The 20,647-nt window shown below is 57.0% G+C and carries 22 protein-coding genes and 1 pseudogene; 13 read left to right on the forward strand and 10 right to left on the reverse strand.

Annotation, left to right across the window (positions count from 1 at the left end; translation table 11 throughout):
- Positions 1–162 precede the first annotated feature (162 nt).
- Entirely contained in the window at positions 163–1,179 is a 1,017-nt protein-coding gene (gene qhpR / locus K787_RS22400) for an AraC-like transcriptional regulator QhpR (RefSeq protein WP_161785938.1), read from the forward strand.
- A 69-nt stretch (positions 1,180–1,248) separates the two neighbouring features.
- Here qhpR and K787_RS0106620 read toward each other — a convergent pair whose 3' ends face one another.
- Complete coding sequence (locus K787_RS0106620) at positions 1,249–2,061, reverse strand: helix-turn-helix transcriptional regulator (protein WP_022962007.1); 813 nt, start codon at positions 2,059–2,061, stop codon at positions 1,249–1,251.
- 104 nt (positions 2,062–2,165) lie between these two features.
- On the opposite strand from K787_RS0106620, the gene K787_RS0106625 reads away from it, so the two are divergent.
- The 6 genes and pseudogenes from K787_RS0106625 to K787_RS25480 all read left to right on the forward strand — a co-directional run.
- A complete protein-coding gene (locus K787_RS0106625; protein WP_022962008.1) occupies positions 2,166–3,122 on the forward strand; it encodes a threonine dehydratase in 957 nt (318 codons plus the stop codon).
- 208 nt (positions 3,123–3,330) lie between these two features.
- Complete coding sequence (locus tag K787_RS0106630; protein WP_022962009.1) at positions 3,331–3,999, forward strand: metal ABC transporter ATP-binding protein; 669 nt, start codon at positions 3,331–3,333, stop codon at positions 3,997–3,999.
- Positions 3,996–4,859, forward strand: a complete 864-nt coding sequence (locus K787_RS0106635; protein ID WP_022962010.1) for a metal ABC transporter permease — start codon at positions 3,996–3,998, stop codon at positions 4,857–4,859. Before K787_RS0106630 ends, K787_RS0106635 begins: the two co-directional genes overlap by 4 nt.
- 9 nt (positions 4,860–4,868) lie before the next feature.
- On the forward strand, positions 4,869–5,741 hold the full coding sequence (locus K787_RS0106640; protein ID WP_022962011.1) for a metal ABC transporter solute-binding protein, Zn/Mn family: 873 nt from the start codon (positions 4,869–4,871) through the stop codon (positions 5,739–5,741).
- Positions 5,738–6,145, forward strand: a complete 408-nt coding sequence (gene hisI / locus K787_RS0106645) for a phosphoribosyl-AMP cyclohydrolase (protein WP_022962012.1) — start codon at positions 5,738–5,740, stop codon at positions 6,143–6,145. The genes K787_RS0106640 and hisI overlap by 4 nt, the downstream gene beginning before the upstream one ends.
- Positions 6,142–6,198, forward strand: a pseudogene (locus K787_RS25480) (hypothetical protein); the annotation flags it as partial. The gene hisI and the pseudogene K787_RS25480, both read left to right, overlap by 4 nt.
- Here K787_RS25480 and thrS read toward each other — a convergent pair.
- Genes thrS through folE2 form a run of 4 tightly spaced genes read right to left on the reverse strand, consistent with a single transcriptional unit; the run spans position 6,188 to position 10,669 of the window.
- Entirely contained in the window at positions 6,188–8,176 is a 1,989-nt protein-coding gene (thrS, locus tag K787_RS22405; RefSeq protein ID WP_022962013.1) for a threonine--tRNA ligase, read from the reverse strand. The pseudogene K787_RS25480 and the gene thrS overlap by 11 nt on opposite strands.
- Before the next feature lie 53 nt (positions 8,177–8,229).
- Positions 8,230–9,567, reverse strand: coding sequence for a dihydroorotase (locus K787_RS0106655; protein ID WP_022962014.1), 1,338 nt, complete (start codon positions 9,565–9,567; stop codon positions 8,230–8,232).
- A 2-nt stretch (positions 9,568–9,569) separates the two neighbouring features.
- The gene (locus K787_RS25200; protein ID WP_022962015.1) at positions 9,570–9,737 is read right to left on the reverse strand and encodes a hypothetical protein; all 168 of its coding nucleotides are present in this window, start codon (positions 9,735–9,737) and stop codon (positions 9,570–9,572) included.
- Positions 9,737–10,669, reverse strand: coding sequence for a GTP cyclohydrolase FolE2 (gene folE2, locus K787_RS0106665; RefSeq protein WP_028614684.1), 933 nt, complete (start codon positions 10,667–10,669; stop codon positions 9,737–9,739). Before folE2 ends, K787_RS25200 begins: the two co-directional genes overlap by 1 nt.
- Before the next feature lie 126 nt (positions 10,670–10,795).
- Here folE2 and K787_RS25825 point away from each other — a divergent pair, with 126 nt between their 5' ends.
- A complete protein-coding gene (locus K787_RS25825) occupies positions 10,796–11,284 on the forward strand; it encodes a Fur family transcriptional regulator (RefSeq protein WP_022962017.1) in 489 nt (162 codons plus the stop codon).
- Between the two features lie 69 nt (positions 11,285–11,353).
- A complete protein-coding gene (locus tag K787_RS0106675) occupies positions 11,354–11,740 on the forward strand; it encodes a DUF1304 domain-containing protein (RefSeq protein ID WP_022962018.1) in 387 nt (128 codons plus the stop codon).
- A gap of 3 nt (positions 11,741–11,743) precedes the next feature.
- Here the strand turns inward: K787_RS0106675 and K787_RS0106680 are convergent, their stop codons facing one another.
- A complete protein-coding gene (locus K787_RS0106680) occupies positions 11,744–12,295 on the reverse strand; it encodes an autotransporter-associated beta strand repeat-containing protein (protein ID WP_022962019.1) in 552 nt (183 codons plus the stop codon).
- A gap of 333 nt (positions 12,296–12,628) precedes the next feature.
- Here K787_RS0106680 and K787_RS0106685 point away from each other — a divergent pair, with 333 nt between their 5' ends.
- From K787_RS0106685 to K787_RS0106695, 3 genes are all read left to right on the forward strand, one after another.
- Positions 12,629–12,817 (forward strand): ribbon-helix-helix protein, encoded by a 189-nt coding sequence (locus K787_RS0106685; RefSeq protein ID WP_022962020.1) that lies wholly within the window; start codon positions 12,629–12,631, stop codon positions 12,815–12,817.
- 191 nt (positions 12,818–13,008) lie between these two features.
- Positions 13,009–13,239 carry a hypothetical protein gene (locus K787_RS0106690; RefSeq protein WP_028614685.1) on the forward strand — a complete coding sequence of 77 codons (231 nt, stop codon included), beginning with the start codon at positions 13,009–13,011 and terminating at the stop codon, positions 13,237–13,239.
- 224 nt (positions 13,240–13,463) lie between these two features.
- Positions 13,464–14,165: a YoaK family protein gene (locus K787_RS0106695; RefSeq protein ID WP_306360703.1), complete on the forward strand. Its 702-nt coding sequence runs from the start codon at positions 13,464–13,466 to the stop codon at positions 14,163–14,165.
- 191 nt (positions 14,166–14,356) lie between these two features.
- Here K787_RS0106695 and K787_RS0106700 read toward each other — a convergent pair whose 3' ends face one another.
- From K787_RS0106700 to K787_RS25750, 3 genes are read right to left on the reverse strand one after another with little or no spacing between them, the layout of a single operon-like run.
- The gene (locus tag K787_RS0106700; protein ID WP_022962023.1) at positions 14,357–14,722 is read right to left on the reverse strand and encodes a response regulator; all 366 of its coding nucleotides are present in this window, start codon (positions 14,720–14,722) and stop codon (positions 14,357–14,359) included.
- Between the two features lie 24 nt (positions 14,723–14,746).
- Positions 14,747–15,283 (reverse strand): hypothetical protein, encoded by a 537-nt coding sequence (locus K787_RS24260; RefSeq protein ID WP_022962024.1) that lies wholly within the window; start codon positions 15,281–15,283, stop codon positions 14,747–14,749.
- On the reverse strand, positions 15,261–16,046 hold the full coding sequence (locus tag K787_RS25750) for a methyl-accepting chemotaxis protein (RefSeq protein ID WP_022962025.1): 786 nt from the start codon (positions 16,044–16,046) through the stop codon (positions 15,261–15,263). The genes K787_RS24260 and K787_RS25750 overlap by 23 nt, the downstream gene beginning before the upstream one ends.
- A gap of 166 nt (positions 16,047–16,212) precedes the next feature.
- Here K787_RS25750 and K787_RS0106715 point away from each other — a divergent pair, with 166 nt between their 5' ends.
- A complete protein-coding gene (locus tag K787_RS0106715) occupies positions 16,213–18,234 on the forward strand; it encodes an Hpt domain-containing protein (protein ID WP_022962026.1) in 2,022 nt (673 codons plus the stop codon).
- A 183-nt stretch (positions 18,235–18,417) separates the two neighbouring features.
- On the opposite strand, the gene K787_RS0106720 is transcribed toward K787_RS0106715, so the two are convergent.
- Complete coding sequence (locus tag K787_RS0106720; RefSeq protein ID WP_022962027.1) at positions 18,418–20,643, reverse strand: PepSY domain-containing protein; 2,226 nt, start codon at positions 20,641–20,643, stop codon at positions 18,418–18,420.
- Between the last annotated feature and the right edge of the window lie 4 nt (positions 20,644–20,647).

A 20,647-nucleotide genomic window follows, 5' to 3' on the forward strand; every position in this document is an offset into this window, starting at 1 on the left:
CGACACTTGAGCGCATTGCCGGGCACCGCAGCTTCAGCGGGCCATTGGAACGTGTGGATCATTTATTGCACTACATTATCTCTTGGTCTTGCAAAATCCATAGAGGGTTTAGTTATGCCGTACACGTATCCAAACCACTCCACCACCGGATCCGCTACGGTCATGGCAACCGTCGCACTGGGTTTCGCATCCTTCGTCAATGGCCAAGGAGTTGATGCAGAGGAGATTTTCGATCGCGCCGCGTTGAAGCTAGACCTGCGAAACGATCCCTCCCAACCTATTTCCTTGGGGTCATTTCTAACATCAGTCGACATCGCTGCAGACATTACTCAGAACGAAAATTTTGGACTGTGGCTTGGAAGCGAGTTTCGGCCGGAGGACCTAGGAATTCTGGGGTACCTCTGTCTATCGTCCCCCACACTAGGCGACGCGCTGACCAACATGGCCAGGCTATTTCCGCTTTTCCAACGACAAAGCACACTGAAACTGAGCCCTTATCGCGGAAAGCTGTGCCTTGAGTATCAGGTGCTAGATGGCGCAATCGTCAGCAGGCGGCACGATTCTGAACTGACCCTGGGAGTTATCTGCAATTTAATGCGCAGAGCCCTTGGTGATCACTGGTCACCGTTGGAGGTGCATTTGACCCACACACGACCAATGCTCGTTAATGAGCATATGAAGGTTTTCCGCTGCGATGTGAGATTCAGCCAGCCAACCAACGCCATCGTTTTCAACCTATCTGACCTTCGCAAAACCATGCCAGGAGCAGATCCACAGTTGTTCAGAATTATCCAACACAGTTTTTCCCAATTACAGGAAAGGATTCCAATACCAGCAACAGTCAGGGATAGAGCTCGAGCAGAAATCGTTGAGTTGATCCAGTCCGGCCCTCCTCGACTGGATCAGGTCGCGGATCGCTTAGGTGTACCAAGCTGGACGCTGAGCAGGCAGTTGCGCGAGGAGGGTTGCGCGTTCTCCGAGTTAATCGAATCATCGCGCAAGGTGCTGACCTGCCACTACCTCCAATATACAAGCCTGAGTGTGTCAAAGGTGGCTGAGCTCGCAGGCTATGCCGAAACATCAAGCTTTTCGCATGCGTTCAACCGTTGGTTCGGCATGTCTCCCAAGCGCTGGAGAGCCCAACGGTCAACGCCGACAAGCCTGTACACCCGCTCCTGAGCTCTGCCGAGAGTATGGCATGGAGTTAGCAGACCACCATACCGGTAAAAGCCAACCGACACCCTAGCTCTAACGCGGCTTCAAGCCCTGACGCAACTGCGCCGGAGTGACGCCAAGGCGCTGCTTGAATGCGCTTGTCATGTGCGCCTGGGAGCTAAAGCCGCAGGTATAGGCGATCTCCATCAGCCCGGCTGTTGAATCGCGCATCAGCGCACGTGCCTTGGCAAGGCGCCGGTCGATCAGGTAACTGTGCGGGCTTTTGCCCGTGGCGCTCTTGAACGCCCGCATAAAGTAGCCTTCGGACAATCCAAGCAATCCCGCCATCGCCTGTACGCTCAGCGGGCCATCCAGGCTCGCGTCAATGAACTCATCAAGCAGGCGCATCCGGTTGTTGGTGATAGAGCCTTGGGGCGGGGCCAGCAAAGACTCTCTGCTAGCCACTCGCGCTGCCAATGCGAGTGCCCACGCTTCCCAATCGTCTTCCACGCAGGCATGCAACAACGCCCCGCGCATACACTGCGCCAGGGCGATAGCCTGCCGATCAATCTGATTGTTGAACGCTCGCACTCCCGGTAACGGAATATCGTCTATGCGCATTAGCCGCAGGTATTCGCCGCCCTCGGGCGACTCAGACATGACGTCACACCCCGCGGGAACGAATGCCAGGCTGTTGGGCATAGCATCGAAAGGCTGCACTCGGTCGCTGCCGATGGCGTGCAAACCGCGCTGACTGTCGAAGGCAAAGCCAAGCGTCGCCTGGGTCGTTACGTATCGGGTCGCATAGGCGGAGCCGGGTAGCAATTCGATCGCCCATGGCCCTGCCTGAACACGGCGGACCGGTTCAGGTGGGGGCGGTGGCTGGTGGCGGTTTCGATGGCGCATGTATACATAGTAGTAAAGCGCGCGGACAAAAGTCAGGTCAGTTTTCTGAAAGCCAGCCGTTTGCGCTCTTGCCTAGACTGGGCAAAACCTCAAGGAGACTGCTCATGCACAGACTAACTCGCGACGATATCGAACAAGCTGCTTGCCACATATACCAAGTAATGCCTGCCACCGCCCAGTATGCCTGGCCCTTGCTGGCTGAGCGCTTGGGTTGCACGGTATGGGTCAAGCACGAGAACCATACACCTACAGGTGCTTTCAAGGTGCGCGGCGGCATTACTTTTATGCACTGGCTCAAACGCACGCACCCGGCCGTGAAGGGTATTGTCAGCGCTACCCGTGGCAACCATGGGCAGAGCCTGGCGCTGGCGGCAAGCGCGCTAGGGTTGCACCCATTGATTGTAGTACCGAAAGGTAATTCGCTAGAAAAGAACAATGCCATGCGTGGCTTCGGTGCCGAAGTGGTCGAGTGTGACGGCGACTTCGATGATGCCCGTGAAGAGGCCGCTCGCCTGGCGGACGTACATGGCCTCTACCTGGTGCCGCCGTTTCATACTGAGCTGGTCAAAGGCGTAGCCACTTATGCGCTAGAGCTGTTCGAGGCCGCGCCGGACCTGGATACCGTCTACGTGCCGATTGGTTGTGGGTCGGGGATTTGTGGGGTGATCGCTGCCCGCGACGCCTTGGGCCTGAACACCAAGGTGGTAGGTGTGGTTGCCAATGAAGCTGCGGCCGCAAAACTATCATTTGACGCTGGAACACTATGCGAAACCGCTTCGGCAAATACCTTTGCTGACGGCCTTGCTGTGCGCAAGCCCGTTCCTGAGGCCTTCGCTATCTACGGGGCCGCCGCAGCGCGGATCGTATCGGTTAGCGAGGGCCAGATTGCGGAGGCCATGCGTGTGTATTACACCGATACCCACAACCTCGCTGAAGGAGCCGGTGCGGCGGCCCTGGCAGCCCTCATCATGGAGCGTGAAGCGATGCAGGGGAAAAGGGTGGGCGTGATCTTGTCCGGAGGGAATGTTGACAGATCGGTGTATGCGCGAGTGATTGGGTAAATACGGGCCGCTTCGGGGTCGATAATCTGAAGCGGACAAGTACCCCTCGGAGAAACACCCAGACACCTTCGATTACCGCTCGGTGATCCTGACAAACAACAATGGGGCTTTAGTCACGGGTACCATTAAGCCGATTGACTTATCATTTGTTATAACATAACAATATCGTGAGCTTTAGATAATCCCATCACTCAGTCAGGGCGCCAAAATGATCTTCTGCCGTACTTTGCAGTGGGGGCCTCCAGGGTATGCGCTAGCCCCGCCCCTGAATATGCACCTTGAGCAAGGCAGCCTAACCGCTGTGCTGGGTGCCAATGGCAGTGGCAAGAGCAGCTTGCTCAAAGTCCTGGCGGGCTTGGCCAGACCGCTGGCTGGCGAATGCCGGGTAGCCGCTCAGGAGCTGGGTAACATCGGTTATCTGCAGCAGGTTCAGGCCCTTGACCGCCAATACCCGATTGATTGCCAAACGTTGGTTGATGCCGGTCAATGGCGCAGCCGCCTGCCGAAAGTACAGCGCCGCAAACAGCTGCAGCGGGCGCTGGTCGAGTGGCAATTGATGGAGCAGGCCGGACGCCCCCTTGGCGCGCTCTCTGGCGGTGAGCTGCAGCGCGCGTTACTCGCACGGCTGAGCCTGCAACAGGCCCGACTGCTGCTGCTTGACGAGCCAGAATCGGCCATGGACGAGGCCGGACAACAACTATTCTGGCGGGCGATTAAGCAATGGCATGAGCAGGGCAGGACCATCGTGTTAGTCAGCCATAACCTGACCAAGCTTGCCGAGCATGTGCCACAGGCATTATGGATCAGTGCGGGTGCTTGCCGCTTTGGGCGGCCAGGCGAGTTGTTCGGGCCTGCCAGGCGGTTACATGCGGCATGACACTCGAATGGCTGTGGTCGCCTTTTGTCGAGTTTACCTTTATGCGCCGGGCGTTGTTCGGGGGTATGGCGCTGGCCTGCAGCGCTGCGCCGCTCGGCGTGTTTCTGATTCTCCGGCGGGTAAGCATGATGGGCGACGCCATTGCCCATGGCATGCTGCCCGGTGTGGCCCTGGGGTTCCTGTTGGCAGGATTCAGCCTACCCAGTATGACGCTGGGGGGCCTGTTGGCCGGCTTGGGTATGGCCGCCCTGGCCACGGCCATTACCCGGCGCACCGGTTTGCGCGCCGACGCCAGCCTAGCAGCCCTGTACCCTATCAGCCTGGCAGCCGGAATACTGCTGCTGGGTCTGGCCGGGCGACGCCTGGACCTGATGCATATTCTGTTTGGCTCCGCATTGGCGGTGGACAAGGACGTGCTGTTGGCCATGCTCAGCGTATCGGCTACCAGCGTGGTGGTGCTTGCCACCTTGTTCCGCCTGCTACTACTGGACAGCCTGGATCCGCTGTTCATGCGCGGCGTCAGCCGCTATGGCCCGACCGCCTACGGCCTGTTTCTCGGGCTGGTAGTGATCAATCTGGTGGTCGGCTTTCAGGCAATCGGCGCGCTGATGGTGATTGGGCTGATGATGCTGCCCGCGGCCGCCGCACGTTTCTGGAGCCGTCAACTGCTGCCGATCCTGCTGCTAGCAGCAATCCTTGGCGCAGCCAGCGTCTGGCTCGGTCTGTTGTTGTCATTTCATGTCGGTCTGGCGACCGGCCCCTGCATCGTGCTAGTGGCCGGCGCGGTCTACCTGCTGTCGGTGTTATTCGGACCGGTGCATGGGGTCTGTCGCCAGCCGTTTGTTACCACCCATCATTAAGGAGTTGTCATGCGCATTTTTGTCTTTCTGGTTAGCTGTCTACTGGCCTTGTCGGTTAGCGCAAATGAACGGCTGCAGGTTGTTACCAGCTTCAGCATCCTGGCCGACTTCACCGCAGAAATCGGTGGTGAGCATGTCCAGATTACCAACCTTGTGGGCGCCGACGAAGACGCCCACGTCTACCAGCCTACGCCGGATGACGCACGAGCCCTGCTGGCAGCAGACCTGGTCATTGCCAACGGTCTCGACTTCGAGCCCTGGTTACCACGGCTGATGAAGAGCACCGAAAGCCCGGCCCCCTACATCGAGGCGACACGGGGCGTACTGCCATTGAGGGTCGAGGAGGGTGGAGCGCGCATCGCTGATCCGCATGCCTGGCAGAACCTGGCCCACGCCGAAATCTATGTGGCCAACATTGCACAGGCGCTGGCCGCTGCCGACCCGGCCAACGCTGATTACTATCAGGAGCAACGTGATAGCTATCTGCAGCGGGTCAAGGAATTGCTCACCGAAGTACGCGTCAGTCTCGGCCGTCTGCCAGCTTCGCAGCGCAAGGTGATCACTAGCCACGACGCCTTTGGTTATTTGGGTCAGGCCTATGGCCTGCAGTTTATTGCGCCACAGGGCTTGTCCACCCATTCCGAGCCCTCTGCAGCTGACGTGGCAGCGTTGATTCGGCAGATTCGGGCTGACCAGGTGCGTGCGGTGTTTGTGGAAAATATCCGTGACCCACGTCTGATCAAACAGATCGCCGAAGAGGCGGGTGCGCAGGTAGGTGGCACGCTCTACTCGGACGCCCTGGCCAGCACCGGTCCAGCCAGCAGCTATCTGGGCATGTATCGGCATAATGTGAAGACCCTGGTCGAGGCGCTGGGTCAGTGAACATCTGGCGCGAGCTTGAATCCACACCAGTGTCCGGCAGCCGTGCATTGCAGGAGGTGTTAAGGGCAATTCCCTGGAATGCACAGGGCCTGATTACCGCCATTGCCCAACAGCACGATAGCCGAGAGGTACTGATGCTGGCCTGGATGAACGCTGAAGCCCTGCAGGAGACGTTGGCCAGAGGTCAGGTGTGCTACTGGTCGCGCTCCAGAAGACAGCTCTGGCGCAAAGGCGAAACCTCCGGCCATCGGCAGCGCCTGGTTGAAGCCAGGCTGGACTGCGACGGCGATGCCATCCTGCTGCTGGTCGAGCAAACCGGCCCGGCCTGCCACACCGGTAGGCCGGGGTGTTTTTACAACGCCGTGCGCGGCGACCAGGTTGTGGTGATCACTGAGCCCTCATGAAACACCTGGTGATTCTACTGCTGCGCGCTTACCCGTATCTGATCAGCCCGCTGCTCGGTTCGCGCTGTGGGCATTATCCCCGATGCTCGGAATACGCGGGGCTGGCCCGCGTGAGCAGAGTGCACCGTGGGTTAGCTGCATCTGCAGCAGGAAGCTACTCGCTTCGCCCAGCGATATAGTTCCCAGATCCTCGCCACGTAGTGACCTGACCGAGACCGTTCCTCCAAGCTTCTCCTTTTCACCTACAACAAGCATAAAAGGTACTTTTTGCAGCGCGTGCTCACGCACCTTGTAGCCTACTTTTTCGTTCCGCAAATCAAGAGAAACACGCAGCCCGGCGCCTCTGAGTGCTTTCGCAACGGTGTCCGCATAGTCATCCTGTCCTTGGCTGATAGGCATGATGACTGCCTGCACTGGCGCCAGCCATAACGGGAAAGCACCGCTGTAGTGTTCGATCAGGATGCCAATAAAGCGCTCAAGCGACCCAAACAGCGCGCGATGCAACATAACCGGGCGCTGCTTGTGCCCGGTCTCATCAACATAGTGCACGTCAAAACGCTCGGGCAGGTTCAGGTCAACCTGCAGCGTCCCGCATTGCCAATCTCGACCAATGGCATCGCGTAAGACAAATTCAAGCTTAGGGCCATAGAACGCTCCTTCACCTGGGTTCACCTTATATTCAGTACCCATATTCCCCAGTGCGCCAGACAGTGCTCCCTCAAGAAGATCCCACGTCTCATCACTACCAATACGATTAGGCGGGCGGGTGGACAGCTTTACAGCCACATCTGTAAAACCGAAGTCGCGGTAGATATCGAACACCAATGCAATGGTGTCGGCACACTCTTGCTCCATTTGTGCATGTGTGCAGAAAATGTGAGCATCGTCTTGAGTGAAATGACGCACCCGCAGCAGCCCATGCAATGCCCCGGAAGGCTCGTACCTATGCACCTTACCAAATTCGGCCATGCGTAGCGGAAGGTCGCGATAGCTCTTGATGCCGTGCGCGTAGAGCGTAACCGCGCCTGGACAGTTCATCGGTTTGAGAGCAAAGACGCGCTCATCCTCCGTCATGGTCGTAAACATGTTGTCGCGGTAGTTGAACCAATGTCCCGACGTTTCCCAGAGTCCGCGATCCATGACGTCAGGCGTATTGACCTCTACGTAACCTGCGGCTTCCTGGCGCGCTCGCATGTAACCGATCAGACTTCGGAACAACGTCCAGCCTTTCGGATGCCAGAATACGGAGCCCGGCGCACACTCGTCGAAATGAAACAGCTCCAGCTGAGTACCGAGCTTGCGGTGATCGCGCTTGCCCGCCTCCTCCAAACGTAGCAGATATGCGGCAAGCTGTTTCTTGTCTGCCCAGGCAGTCCCGTAGATGCGCTGTAACTGTTCGTTATTTGAATCTCCCCGCCAATAGGCACCAGAGAGCTTCGTCAGCTTGAACGCTTTGAGCAGACGCGTGTTAGGTACGTGAGGCCCGCGGCACATGTCGACATACTCTTCATGATGATAGAGCGCCATCGCCTGTTCCTCGGGCATATCCTCGACCAACCTGAGCTTGTAATCCTCACTGCGCGCGCTGAAGGTCTCGATCACCTGAGCCCGCGGCGTGATCTGCTTGATTACGTCGTACTCCTTCTCTAGCAGCACGTTCATGCGCTGCTCAATGGCGCGCAGGTCCTCCGGCGTGAAGGGCCGGTCAAACGCAATGTCGTAATAAAAGCCGTCGTCAATAACAGGCCCGATGACCATTTTGGCGGTGGGATACAGTTGCTTGACCGCATGGCCAAGCAAATGCGCGCAGGAATGACGAATGATCTCCAGCGCCTCGTCATTTTTCGGGGTGATGATCTGTAAATGAACGTCACTCTCAATCAGGTCCGTCGCGTCTACCAACCGACCATCTAGCTTGCCAGCAACCGTGGCTTTGGCCAGACCGGCGCCTATATCTGTTGCAACCTGTAAGACGGAAACTGGCTGCGCATACTCACGTACAGCGCCATCGGGAAGGGTGATGCGAATCATCAGAAATCCTCTAGCTCTCAGGTAACGCGTTCGTGAATAGATGCCACTGTTCTTCAGCGCTTGAAAACAAGTGGCTGGCCTTGGCAGCCCTCTTGCAACTGACCGTCATGCCAGGCCAGTTGCCCGGAAACCACCGTGCTCCTTACACGATGGCGAAATTGGTGGTGCTGAAACGGTGTCCAGCCGCAGTGGGCCAGCACCGGCTCGTCAGCAACTGCAAGCGGAACATTGAGGCGCCCGATGAGCACCAAGTCGGCCCAGTAGCCTTCGCGCAGGTAACCGCGATCCTGGATCGCAAACAACTGCGCTACCGCATGGCTGGTTTTCTCCACCACTGTGGTCAATGGCAGCACGCCATCAGCTACCAGCTCCAGCAGGGCTGGTAGCGCGTGTTGAACAAGCGGCATTCCGGAAGGCGCTTGGCCGTATGCACTCTGTTTTTCCAGCAAACTATGCGGCGCGTGGTCGGTACCGATGACATCAATACGGCCACCAAGCACCGCTTGGCGCAGCGCGTCACGATCAGCCTGTGTCTTGATTGCAGGGTTGCACTTGATCAGATGGCCGAGCGAGGCGTAGTCGCGATCGTCGAAAAACAGATGGTGGACACAGGCTTCCGCAGTGATGCGCTTGTCCGCCAGCGGTCCAGTGTCAAACAATGCCAGTTCAAGCGCGGTCGTTAGATGCAGAACATGTAGGCGCGTATTGTAACGCCGGGCCAAATCCACAGCCTGGCTTGAGGACCGGAAACAGGCTTCAGCATCACGAATCAGAGGATGAGCAGAGGCGCGAATGATTTCACCGTATTGCTCCTTAAAACGCCGTTCATTGGCCAGAATACTTGGCGTATGCTCGCAATGCGCTAGCAGCACCGTTGGCACACAGGCGAACAGCTTTTCCAGTACTTGGGGATCATCAACCAGCATGTTGCCAGTCGAAGCACCCATGAAGACTTTTACTCCTGCAACATCGCGCGGATTCAAGGCCGCCACAACATCCAGGTTGTCATTACTGACCCCGAAATGAAAACCGTAGTTTGCGTATGAAGAGTCACCGGCGCGGCGTTTCTTCTCGGCCAAAGCGTCTAGCGACAAGGTCGGAGGGCTGGTGTTGGGCATATCCATGAAACTGGTGATGCCGCCGGCAACCGCAGCCTTTGATTCACTGGTAATACTGCCCTTATGCGGCGCCCCTGGCTCACGAAAATGCACTTGATCATCGATCATTCCGGGTAAGAGCCAGCTCCCCGCAGCATCGATCTCCAACCGAGCACTAACGCCCTCGATGCTACCAGCGATCTTATCGATGCGTCCGTGCAGCACCAAAAGATCGGCATCAATCACTCGCCCTTCGTTAACCAATCGCGTATTGCGAATCAGCACGTCGTACATGATCAAACCGCTTTCTGTAAAGATTTATAGTCGCGCACCAAAGCCATGTTCATACGCGCGACGTTTTCGGTGCGACGACCGGATAGTTGCCCGTAATGCTCATACCTATCCTGATGGCAAGCGGCGATGTAGCGCTGGGTTATGGCACCAATAATGACGTCCAGCACCATTAAAGGAATGCCGTGATCGATTTGCCACTATCCTTGGCGCTAGAGACGCTTGCCACAGCGTCGTGGGGGTGCAGGCTTTCGACGTGACTAACACCAACACTCGACTGAGGATAGTGCTGCGAAATAGCCTGTTGAACTCGGCGCGCGGCATCTTCCACGTACATCAGATTCTGGCCATTGAGTCGTGCAAACGCCTGTTCATCAGCACGCTTCACCGCAGTCTGCAAGGGTGTGCCAAGGGCCGCCTCAACAGTGTCGATGAGCGTCAAAAGGTTCAGGTGCTGCGCGCTAGCGGGTATCAAAACCCGTACTTGGGCGACACTGCGTTGACTATGCGGCGTTGCCAGCGTTGCATTCTGCTGCAGCCACGCGGCAATGCGCAGCGGCTCAATGGCATGGGTTTCGCCAAACGCCTCCTTGAACGCCTGCTCAATCAACTGACGAGAAAGAGCCGCCGAGCAGGGGCAGGTCGATGAATAGCCGACCATCACCGTAGCGTGTAGCTGCAGGCTACCTGCATCCCAGATCGCCTCAAGCTTTACCGGGTAGGCTTTCCAGCCGCTCAGCCCTTCGGTAAGCAACGCTGGTCGCTTGCACAGAATATTGAAGTCCAGCGTCAAGCGCGCTTGACTTGAGTGACAATCTGCATGACTTGATGCCATGCGCTGCAACAACCCGGCCATTGAAGACGGTGCCAGTTTTTCTTGCTCGGCGAATTCATTAAGCAGCCGATAAAGGCGAGACATGTGGATGCCTTTGATCTGCGGATCAGGCAAGTTCACCTGGACAGCGGCCTCGGCCTGGACGTGGTACAACACACCTAGCTCATCCAACAAGACGGGAACAACGATTCCTTGCATTCCCACCCAATCCAATGGGATGTGCGTAACGGACTGTTCGGTAAGGGCAACGTCAGGGAGCGAAACGCTCATTGTCATACTATTCTCGCTTGGCGGCGCCGGAAAACATGTGAGCTGGCAGGCAGTCACATCAATACCCGGCGAAATTGATCATAGATGTTATAATATAACATACTATACGGCCTACAAGGGAACCTCATGAAGCTCCGGTCAGCGACTACGCATAGGGAAACCGAAAACACGCACGCACCCACCCAAAGAAAGACCAGGCGCGGCGCGGCAGTTTCCTTGACCGCAACCCGACAGCTCGTCTTCGAGCTGCTTCACAAGTACCCAAGTGGCGCCAAAGCTTATGACCTTCTTAACGATCTCAGAGCATTGAAGCCAAATGCATCACCACCCACCGTCTACAGGGCCTTGGACTTCCTCGTTGCAAATGGCTTGGCACGGAAAATCCACTGCATTAGCATGTTCATCGTTTGCCACAATGATGAGGGCAAACAATCTATTCCGAAGCTATTGCTGGTCTGCCCTCACTGCGCAGGCATGAGGGCGATTGAAGACAATCAAGTGCTTGCACCCTTGATCAATGCACTTATTGCACAGGGCTATCGGCCAGACCACCAAGGACTGGAAATTGGAGCGGTCTGCCCATCTTGCGATAAGAGTCTCTTCTCTGCCCGCTAGAGAAGAGGGCTTGACAGACGACCGGGACGCTCTGCTGGTACTTACCAAGATAAAGACAATGGAGTTCACATGCATTTTTCCACACAGTTGTTAGCCTTTGTTGCCGCAGCGCTACACGTGCTGATTTTCTGCATGGAAAGCCTGTGGTTCATGAAGCCTCAGGTACATAAGCGTTTCGGCGCGGCTACACCTGCAGATGCTGAAGCAAGACGTCTGTTTGCATTTAACCAGGGCTTCTACAACCTGTTTCTGGCGCTGGGCATTGTTTTTGGCCTGGTGCTGCTTTACTGGCCCAGCAGTCTGGTCGTTGGCCAGACGCTAGTGCTGTTCTGTTGCGCCTGCATGCTCGGCGCAGCGGTGGTGCTGTTCATTTCAGGCGGCCTTCGGATGCTGCGGGCAGCGGTTATGCAGGGCGTGTTTCCTTTACTGGCCTTGATCACCTGGTTGGGGTTTTAGTCGTCAGCAGGCTGCATCAGAACGCCGAATAGGCGATTTACACGTATATGAATCCTCGGCAGTTACGCTAACGCTCCCATCTTCGATGTACAGATCGCCTTCACCGAATGCCGAGTCGGATTTCGCTTCCAGCACGCCGCCCTGTACAAGGGTGCCACCGGAATAGCTGTTATCACCTTCCAGCGTTAGCTGACCGCTACCCGTTTTGGTCAGCCGACCTTCTCCGCTAATGTCGTTTCTCCACCAGTCCCGCACATGGAAGCCACCTTCGCTGGCATCCATGTCAACGCTAACGTCGCCCAGGAAAGCGGCGTAACCGTCTGCAGCGGTTACCAGATCCAGACGCCCCCAGCCATTGGTGGCGTCCAGAAGTGGATATCCCGAATCGATCGAGGTGGTGTACAGCACCGCGCGCGGAGAGAGGACCTCCGGCGCGGCCATGGCAAACTCACCGCCCATGCCGGCAGGTTTGGCTGGTTTCTCGATAACCGCTGGCGTTTCAGCTGAATCATCCCGCCCTGAGTCACTTTTGCTAAAAAGCTGCAGCCTATGCATGCTGCAATCCACCTGGGAAGGGAGACTATAGAGGGTGTCTATTACGAGCCCATTTCAAACGAGATTATTTCTCATGAAGGCCCGTCAAGGCTCTAGAATGGCGTGCACGGGCAATAGTGCTGGGGAAATAAAGATCCGCGAGTGATACCCGGCAGGCCAACGATAGCCTGTGCAAAAGCGCGCCAACCGCTTTCCCCCACCCCTGATGAGACCTGTATTCAGGATCTGGCGGGCATTTCCTAATCCTGCCTACCCCTGCCTATCCGGTGACAGCCAAGGGTAAGATGATTATAATTTGATTAACATATGGCAACTTAAGCGAACGGAGAAATCATGGAAAACAAAACGGCGCGTCTGACGGTGCTTATTGATCCCACAAAAAAGAAAGCTTTCGAGGAGCTTTGCTCTGCTCAAGACCTAACTCCATCGCAAGTGGTACGCCAGTTGATTAGGGCCTATCTGGAAACCCACGGCGCCACCTACGCGACCAAGAGCAAGCTGACCTCAAGCTCAAAGCCCTAAGTTCGTTGCTTAGCGTATCGTCAGCAGCGTCCATTCGCCCAGCCATCAATGTGCTTTTCATTAACATATGATGTTAATATGAAGCACTTTGACGATGGACTGTAAGCACAGTAGCTCCAGCAAGATGGCTGGGTCAGAAGCGACCAGGCTGCGCAACAAGTCAGCTCGAACCCTAGAGTGCGGTGATTGTAATGAAGCGTGAAGACGTAAAAACCCGGCATGCCGAAGGCGTGGTTTTCGATACCCATGTGATCGCAAACCCGACCAATGTCAGAGAATGGATCGTATTTTTCAAAAAAGGCGCAGGAAAGAGTTTCTTTCTGGTTGATGAGAACGAAGTTATTGAATCTTTTGTATACCTGGACGAGTTGGTTGAAGAGCTGAAAGGCTTGGGCATCAAAAGCGCGGAAATCCACTGCTAAAGCACCTGTCCAGCTATTGCAAAGATCTGCGCGCTGGTCGCTGCGGCAGCCGACGAGTGCATTCTCGCTGCGACAAACGCCCTATAGGCTCGGAAATGCTCAGGCCGCTGATTCCAGTCTGCGTTGTATCAATGGGTCGAGTAGTCTTAATGCCAATTAAATACGCTAGACGCCTCGCGGGGCGAAAGCGCACTACCGACGCAAACCGGCACCTTGGCTTTGTCTTGGCCTTTGTGGCCGGAGCCACCAACGCCGGTGGCTTCCTGGCTGTGCAGCAATACACCTCGCATATGACGGGCATTGTCTCCTCAATGGCGGACAACATCGTCCTGGGTGCCTATGAACTGGTATTGAGTGGTGCTGGCGGCTTGCTGTGCTTTCTGATGGGCGCGGCCTGCTCTGCGATAATGGTCAACTATTCGCGGCGCCACCGGATGCACAGCGTATTTGCGCTGCCATTGCTGCTTGAAGCCGGTCTCTTGCTCTGCTTTGGCTTGCTTGGTGCTCGGCTCTCCACCGTGAGCGGCTTGTTCGTGCCTGTAACCGTCATGCTGCTGTGTTTCATTATGGGCCTGCAAAATGCGCTTATTACCAAGATTTCCAACGCCGAGATCAGGACGACGCACATTACCGGCATCATCACGGACATAGGTATCGAGCTAGGTAAGCTTGCCTATTGGAATACCGGAACGTCTTCAATCCGGCCAAAGGTATCGGCCAACCGGTTTCGACTCAAAATGCTCACGCTGTTAGCGATGTGTTTCTTCCTGGGTGGGGTAATGGGAGCGTTTGGATTCAAGCATGTCGGCTATATTGCAACGGTTCCGCTGGCACTTGCGTTAGTCACACTCGCGATGGTTCCCGCTGTAGATGACGTGCGGTTCCTGATACGCCGATCAGCGAGAAGAGTGAAAGCGAAATTATAGCGACAACGCGGCAGATTTATTTTCCTGCCCAGGTCTAAAACAATTAATTAGAGCTCCTCTTCGCATTAGCAACAGGCAGGACCTGAGCCTCTGCCCCTGAACCCTCGACCCTTACACCCGCAGCTCTCCCATGGCCAGGCAGAAAGTGCCTGGGGCGCCCAGCCGGTTTTTAGATAGGCGCTGACAGACCTTCAGGCAGCCAAGAGTTTGTGTATGGCACCAATAATCCCCGGCCCGTTGAACGGCTTCACGATCCAGCCTTTGACCCCGGCCGCCTTGCCTCGCTCTTTCATCTTCGGACAACTTTCTGTGGTCAGCATGATGATCGGGACGTTGCAACGCAGCTCGCTGCGCGACTTTTCCGCCATGGTCAGGCCATCCATGTGGGGCATATTTACATCACAAATTACCAGCTTGATATTGGCGTAGCGCTGCAGTTGTTGCAGGCCTTCGCGTCCATCGTTGGCGGTAATAACGGTCAGGTTATTTTGCCGCAGAAAGGCGGCAACGGCGTCGCGTACAGTGGCGGAATCGTCAACTACGAGTATGGCAGACATGGTTATTCCTCTGTGGTGTGGGGTTTAAAACAGTTCCAGTTCGCCAGTGCTTTCCACGTCATCAACGCTTTGAGCCACCAGTTGCAGATTGAAATCATGGGGTAGCAACAGCCAGCCGGTAACCCCCAGGCCACGGCTGTCATGGCAGCCGGCGACCAGCGGTAGCCGGCAATTGTCCAATAGCATGGGCAGGCACTTGACCGACAAGGCGTGAGGGGTAGACATGCCGAGGTTGGGCAGGTGTTGTCCCAACTGGCGCTTGAGGCTGCCGCAAAAGGTATTACCCATTTCCAGCAAGTGATCGTCGCTTACTTCGCAAGTAGCCCGAGAGCTGTCGGTAATGACCAGCACCAGGCTGTGAAACTGGTAACTGCTTAAACTCAACAGGGTCAGGTAGACATCGCTGTCTGCAGCACCGCGCGGCCACTCATGTGCGGGCAACACCTGTGCGCGATGCAGGCTGGTAGTGCTGTCGTCCAGGCCGCGGCAGAGCATAACGTCGAGTTGCTCCCGGGTCGTAGCATCCAGATGGCTGGTATCAGGCTGCGCGGGCATGAGCATGCTGCGCCTCCAGTTCTCGAGTGGCTTGATCCAGGGATTGGCACTGCAGCCGCAAGTCCTGAATGGCGGTATGGATCATCCGGCTGGATGCCTGAATATCCTGAAAAGTGGTGGTCGTCACGGCCGCGCTCTGTAACAAGCGCTCGGCATAGCCGTTATTTAGCGTCTCCGAGCGATTGGCCAGATTGCGTACTTCTTCGGCAACAATGGCAAAGCCGCGGCCATGCTCACCAGCCCGGGCAGCCTCGATACTCGCATTCAGCGCCAGCAGGATGGTTTGCTTGGTGATGGCGGCAAAGGCCTGGCTCTCCCGCTGCATTGCCTGGTTGTGCTGCATCATTACATCCAGGTTGGCGTTCCAGCGTTCGAAGGTGTGAACAATCTGGCCTAACTCATCGATTTCGCTACTGAGTTGCTGCCAGCGCCGGTTCAGCGTCTGTATCTGCTGCATGCCCTGCTGCAAAGTGCTAACCCGGTGTTCAGCCTGATGGTCATTGGCATGACGGTCATCTTGAAGCCGGCTGCGCTCCTGCTGCCAGTGTCGCTGTTGTTGATCCAGGTCCTGCTGCAAAGCATGCAGAGCTGCCTGTAAGCTGGTTTGTTGTTTCTCATTGCTGAGGCAGCGTTGCTGCATGTCCTGTTCAGCGCGGGCAACCTGGATGAGCTGGTCTTGCTGAATTTTTATCGTCAGCTGTTGCTGGTACAGGCGCCAAACAGCCCAGCCGAGCAGGCAGCCCAAGATGAGGGAAAGAACAATAAGCACAGCAGCCTCCTAGATAGAATGCGTCTAGGGCGGGATGCTAGCCTGGCATGATGTCGTTTTGATGACGCCATAATATTATCGTAGTGTCATCAGACAGCAACAGCAGGCCTCTAGAGTGCAGGCACGTTCACGTCATTATCCCTTCATTAACACGAGAGCTGCTGTCATGCCTGTTCAAGCTACTTCTGCGGCCGACAAGGCCGCTAAAACGTCCTCCCCAGACCGGCGTTTTCACGACCCCCAGGCCTTGCTGAAGAGCCTTCAGGGCCAGGGCAATCCGAGTATTGTGCGTGGGCTCGAGGTTATTCGTCCGATCCTGGTCAGTACCGATATGCTGCAGGTGCTGGAGGTGTTCCGTGACTACCAGCAGGAGCATTTCTTCCCAGTGCTGGATGCGCAAGCGCAGCCACTCGGCCTGGTCTGCGAGCGTAGCCTCAAGGGTTACGTCTATTCGCGCTTCGGCCTGGCCCTGCTGGCCAATCGCGGCCAGCCCAAACTGCTCGAGCATTTCCTCTCGGCTTGCCCTACTGCCGAGCTGGATGCCAGTACCGAACAGGTACTTAAGCGGGTGCATGCGCAGCCGGATGCCGAAGGGGTGGTTATCACCTGGCAAGGTGTTTACGTCGGGTTTCTACGTGCCCGCGCCCTGGTTGAATTGGCGCATGAGCAGCAACTGGCAATCGTACATGAGCACACGGCAACGCTGGACGCCAGGAACCGTGAAATTCAGGCGGTGTTACAAAACATGCGGCAGGGGATTTGTATTATCCAGCCGGACCTGACCCTGCATCAGGATTACTCGGCGCACCTGACCAGCATCCTGGCCCAGGATAACCTGGCCGGGCAGTCAATCGTGGAGTTACTACTTGAGCGCAGTATGCTGGGGGCTGATCAGCAGCAGCAAGCTGCTGCTGCGCTAATGGCGGTGCTCGAGCAGGACGTGCTGCTGTATGAGTGCAATGCTCACTACCTACCAACCGAACTCAGGGTTGATTTACGCGGTGGCAGCAAGTTGCTAGAACTGCACTGGCAGCCTTTGCTGGATGCTGATGACTGCGTCGAACGCCTGATGCTGGTGGTTCGCGACATCACACAGATGCGTGCTCTGCAGGCTCAGGCCGACGAGCAGCAGCGCGAACTGCAACTTCTGGAAGAGATTCTTGCCGTCGCGCCAGCCCGGTTTTCCGCTTTTTTGCAGCAATCCAGCCAGAGCATCGACGCTCTGCTGCAAGCAGTGCAGGACTGGCAGCCCGAGAGTCATCAGCCGGAATGGCTGGCGGCCTACCGTGACTTGCATACGATCAAAGGCAACGCTCGCACCCTCGGTCTATTCGCTGTTACCGACAGCCTGCATGCGGCAGAGCAGGCAGTGCAAGGACGCAACAGTCAGCAGCTGCAAGTTGAACTGGAACAGGTAGTGCAGGACCTGGAACGTTACCGCCGGGTGCATGCAGAACGTTTGTCCGGCTATGCCGATGCCGTTGTGAATCAGGGCAGGCACATCGATGACCTACTCTGGGATCAGTTGCAATTACTGGCAGCGCAACAGCAAAGCCCGGTGTTGAGTGAGTTGCTCAAACAAGTGGGCGTACCACTGATGCAGGATTGGTTGCAGGACATTACCGCAGATTTGCCGCGTCTGGCGAATGAGCTGGACAAGCCAACCCCGAGCATCAGCTTTTCCGGACAACTGGATTGCACTCGCTTGCAAGCGACTTGCCTGCCGGCTTTGGCGGGCGCCTTGACGCATATCCTGCGCAACAGTCTGGCCCATGGCATCGAGTCCGGCGAACAGCGGCTGAGGTCTGGCAAGGCGGCGGCTGGCCACCTGCAATGGCATGGTGAGCTGCAGGATAACAACTTTGTCCTGTCGCTGGCAGATGATGGCTGCGGCCTGAACCTGGCCCGGTTAGCCATCAAGGCGCAAGAGGCCGGAATCAAAGGTGAGCAGGACCAGTGGCCGGCACAGGAGCTGGCTGAGCTGATTTTCCATCCCGGGCTCAGCACTGCAGATAGTGTCAGTATGACGTCTGGCCGCGGTGTCGGCATGGATGCCGTGCGCGCCAGCCTGGAGGCACTGGGTGGCAGAATCACCCTGGAGTTGCTGAGCGATCAGGCCGCTGATGCTGACTACTGTCCCTTCAGGCTGCACTTGCACCTGCCCCAGGGGTTGTTGCTGACGGCCTGATATTGATTACTGGCTTTCTGAAGATACTGCCGCCGCCTTTGATCCAGAACGTGAATCCAGGTTGTTCTGATCGGTTTGGTGTGCGGTGGTTGGCCTGTTAAATCAGCGCTCAAGCAGATTACTCTGTCAATACGGTCCTGACCAGTAGAAGCTAACATGCCAGCTCTAGGGTACGCCTTCCGTTCAGTAGACATCTTCTAGATACCGGCCCTCGGCCCTGAGAGTCTCCACATCGGTGCGCAACGGCTTGAGAATGTCTTCAATCACCTGCTTTACCCCGGCGGCCATATCTCGGCCACCACAGACCAGAATCTGTGCGCCCTTTTCAACCATCTCACGCACAGCGACCTGATCTTGCATGAGTTTGTCCTGTACGTAGGCGCGTTCGTCTGATCGAGAAAACACCGTATTCAACCCTGTCAGCCGATGGTCTTCAAGGTAGTCCTCTAACTCAGGTTGATAGAGAAAATCCGACTGCGGATTGCGCCCACCCCAATAAAGATACATTGGATAACGTTGCGTATTTTTCCGAATAAAACCGGTCAGTGGGCCAATCCCTGCACCGGCACCAATGAGAATAATCGGGGTACTGCCCACCGCTGGCCGGAAACCGGGGTTATGGCGAATAAAGCCATCAATACGATCCCCCGGTCTGAGCCCGTGCAAATATCCGGAGCAAAGGCCACCAGGCTTTTTACGCACGCAGATCTCCAGAATGCCGTCAGTCGCAGAGGAGGCCAGCGAGTAAAACCTCGCGGGCTGCCCACGCGCAGGGGTGACGCCAAGCAGATCGCCCGCTTCAAATAGTGGCAGCGTTGTGCGGGCTCCGGAGAGCAACATCGGCCACTTGCCCCGACCCTGCTCTGCCGCCTTGAAACGCAGAATGCTGGTAGGGGCCTGCACCGCCAGCCCGTAATCCACCCGCTCGATCAGTTCCAGCTTGACGCTGGGCGGCGGCAGCGAATCGTAGCTCAGCGCAAGCGGAGTGCCGATCAGCTCGCTGAGCTTGTCTCCCCACGCACTGAATTGCGTAGCGGAGCACTGATCAATTAGCTCGATAGCGTGCAGACGGTTCAGCCCTTGGTTGGCCAGCGCCGCATCCACCGCCAAGGCAAACTGACAGAAGTTTGGAAACTGCCGGTCACCAAAACCCAGCACCGCATATTTCAGCGTCTTCGCGCCCCTAAAATGACTGAGCCTGGCCATAAACTGACGAGCTGACGCCGGCGCGTCGCCGTCGCCGTAGGTCGAGGTCAGCAGAAAAAGCCTGGCTGCCTGCGGATAATGGTCAGCCAATGCGTTCATCTCGCTGCTATGCACCCGCAGACCGGCCTGGTGCAAGCTGGCGTGAAGGGCCCGGGCAAAGCCCCAGGTCGTGTTATTTTCCGAACCGACCAGGATAATGACCTGCGCCTGAGCGGCCTCGGCATTGTCCGGCAATTGCGCTGACGAGCGGCGGCGCCGCCACCAGATGGTTAGCCCCGTCAATGACAGCAGCGGCACGCTCAGCGCCGCAGCGCCGAGAATCAAGCCCAGCCACCACAGGCCTTCGCCGGTGTGCAAACTGACCATCCATTGCTGGAACACGCTCCCCGCAGCCCGCGGCTGGTACTTCAGCAGTTCACCTGTCGCCTGATCAACAAATCCGGCACCGGCGCTGGTGGTCAGGGAATAGGCCTCCTGTGGGTCATTAGGATAGGGAAACACCAGTTCCCGCAAGTCGCTGAGATCAACAGCCGAGAGAGCGCGCAGAGTAGCCACCGGCGCTGGCGGCCCACCCGAGACCTCAGCAGGAAACGTCGGTCCGGTTTCGGCAGGTTCGGGCAGCAAGCCAAAGCGGAGCGCTGACATATAGCAACCGGTCAACGCCGACAGCAGCAACCCGAGAACGGCCAACCGGGCCAGTTCGGCGTGAATTCGCTTGCCGCCCGAACCGGTAAACGGCCGCAACAATGCTTTCCAGCCACCGGTCCGACGGACTAGCAGCAGAATGCCGGAGAGACACAGCAGCAGCATCACTGCGGCCATGACCCCGGCCAGCACCCGGCCAGCATTACCCAGCAGAAACGAGCGATGCAGACTCTTGATCCAGGTGAAAAAAGCCGATGGCTCGTACGGCGCAATGCCCTCGCCGGTCAAGGGATTGACCAGATCAGCCCCGGGCTGACCGTCACGGCTGTAATAGACGATCACGCCGCCGGAAGGGCCGCGCACAATCTGTTCGGTTCCCGGGTAATGGGTCACGACACGTTCTGCCAGCGCCGCCACGCTCACCTCGCCAGCAGCCGGGATCACCGTGGCCGCCCGGTCGATTGCGGGCGCGAGGGCTAAAACTGCCCCGCTGACAGCCAGCGTCATCAGCAACAGCGCCGCGAACAGACCAGGTAAACCGTGCAATTGACGCAACATTACT

This window comes from Halopseudomonas pelagia CL-AP6 (assembly GCF_000410875.1).
GTDB lineage: Bacteria > Pseudomonadota > Gammaproteobacteria > Pseudomonadales > Pseudomonadaceae > Halopseudomonas > Halopseudomonas pelagia.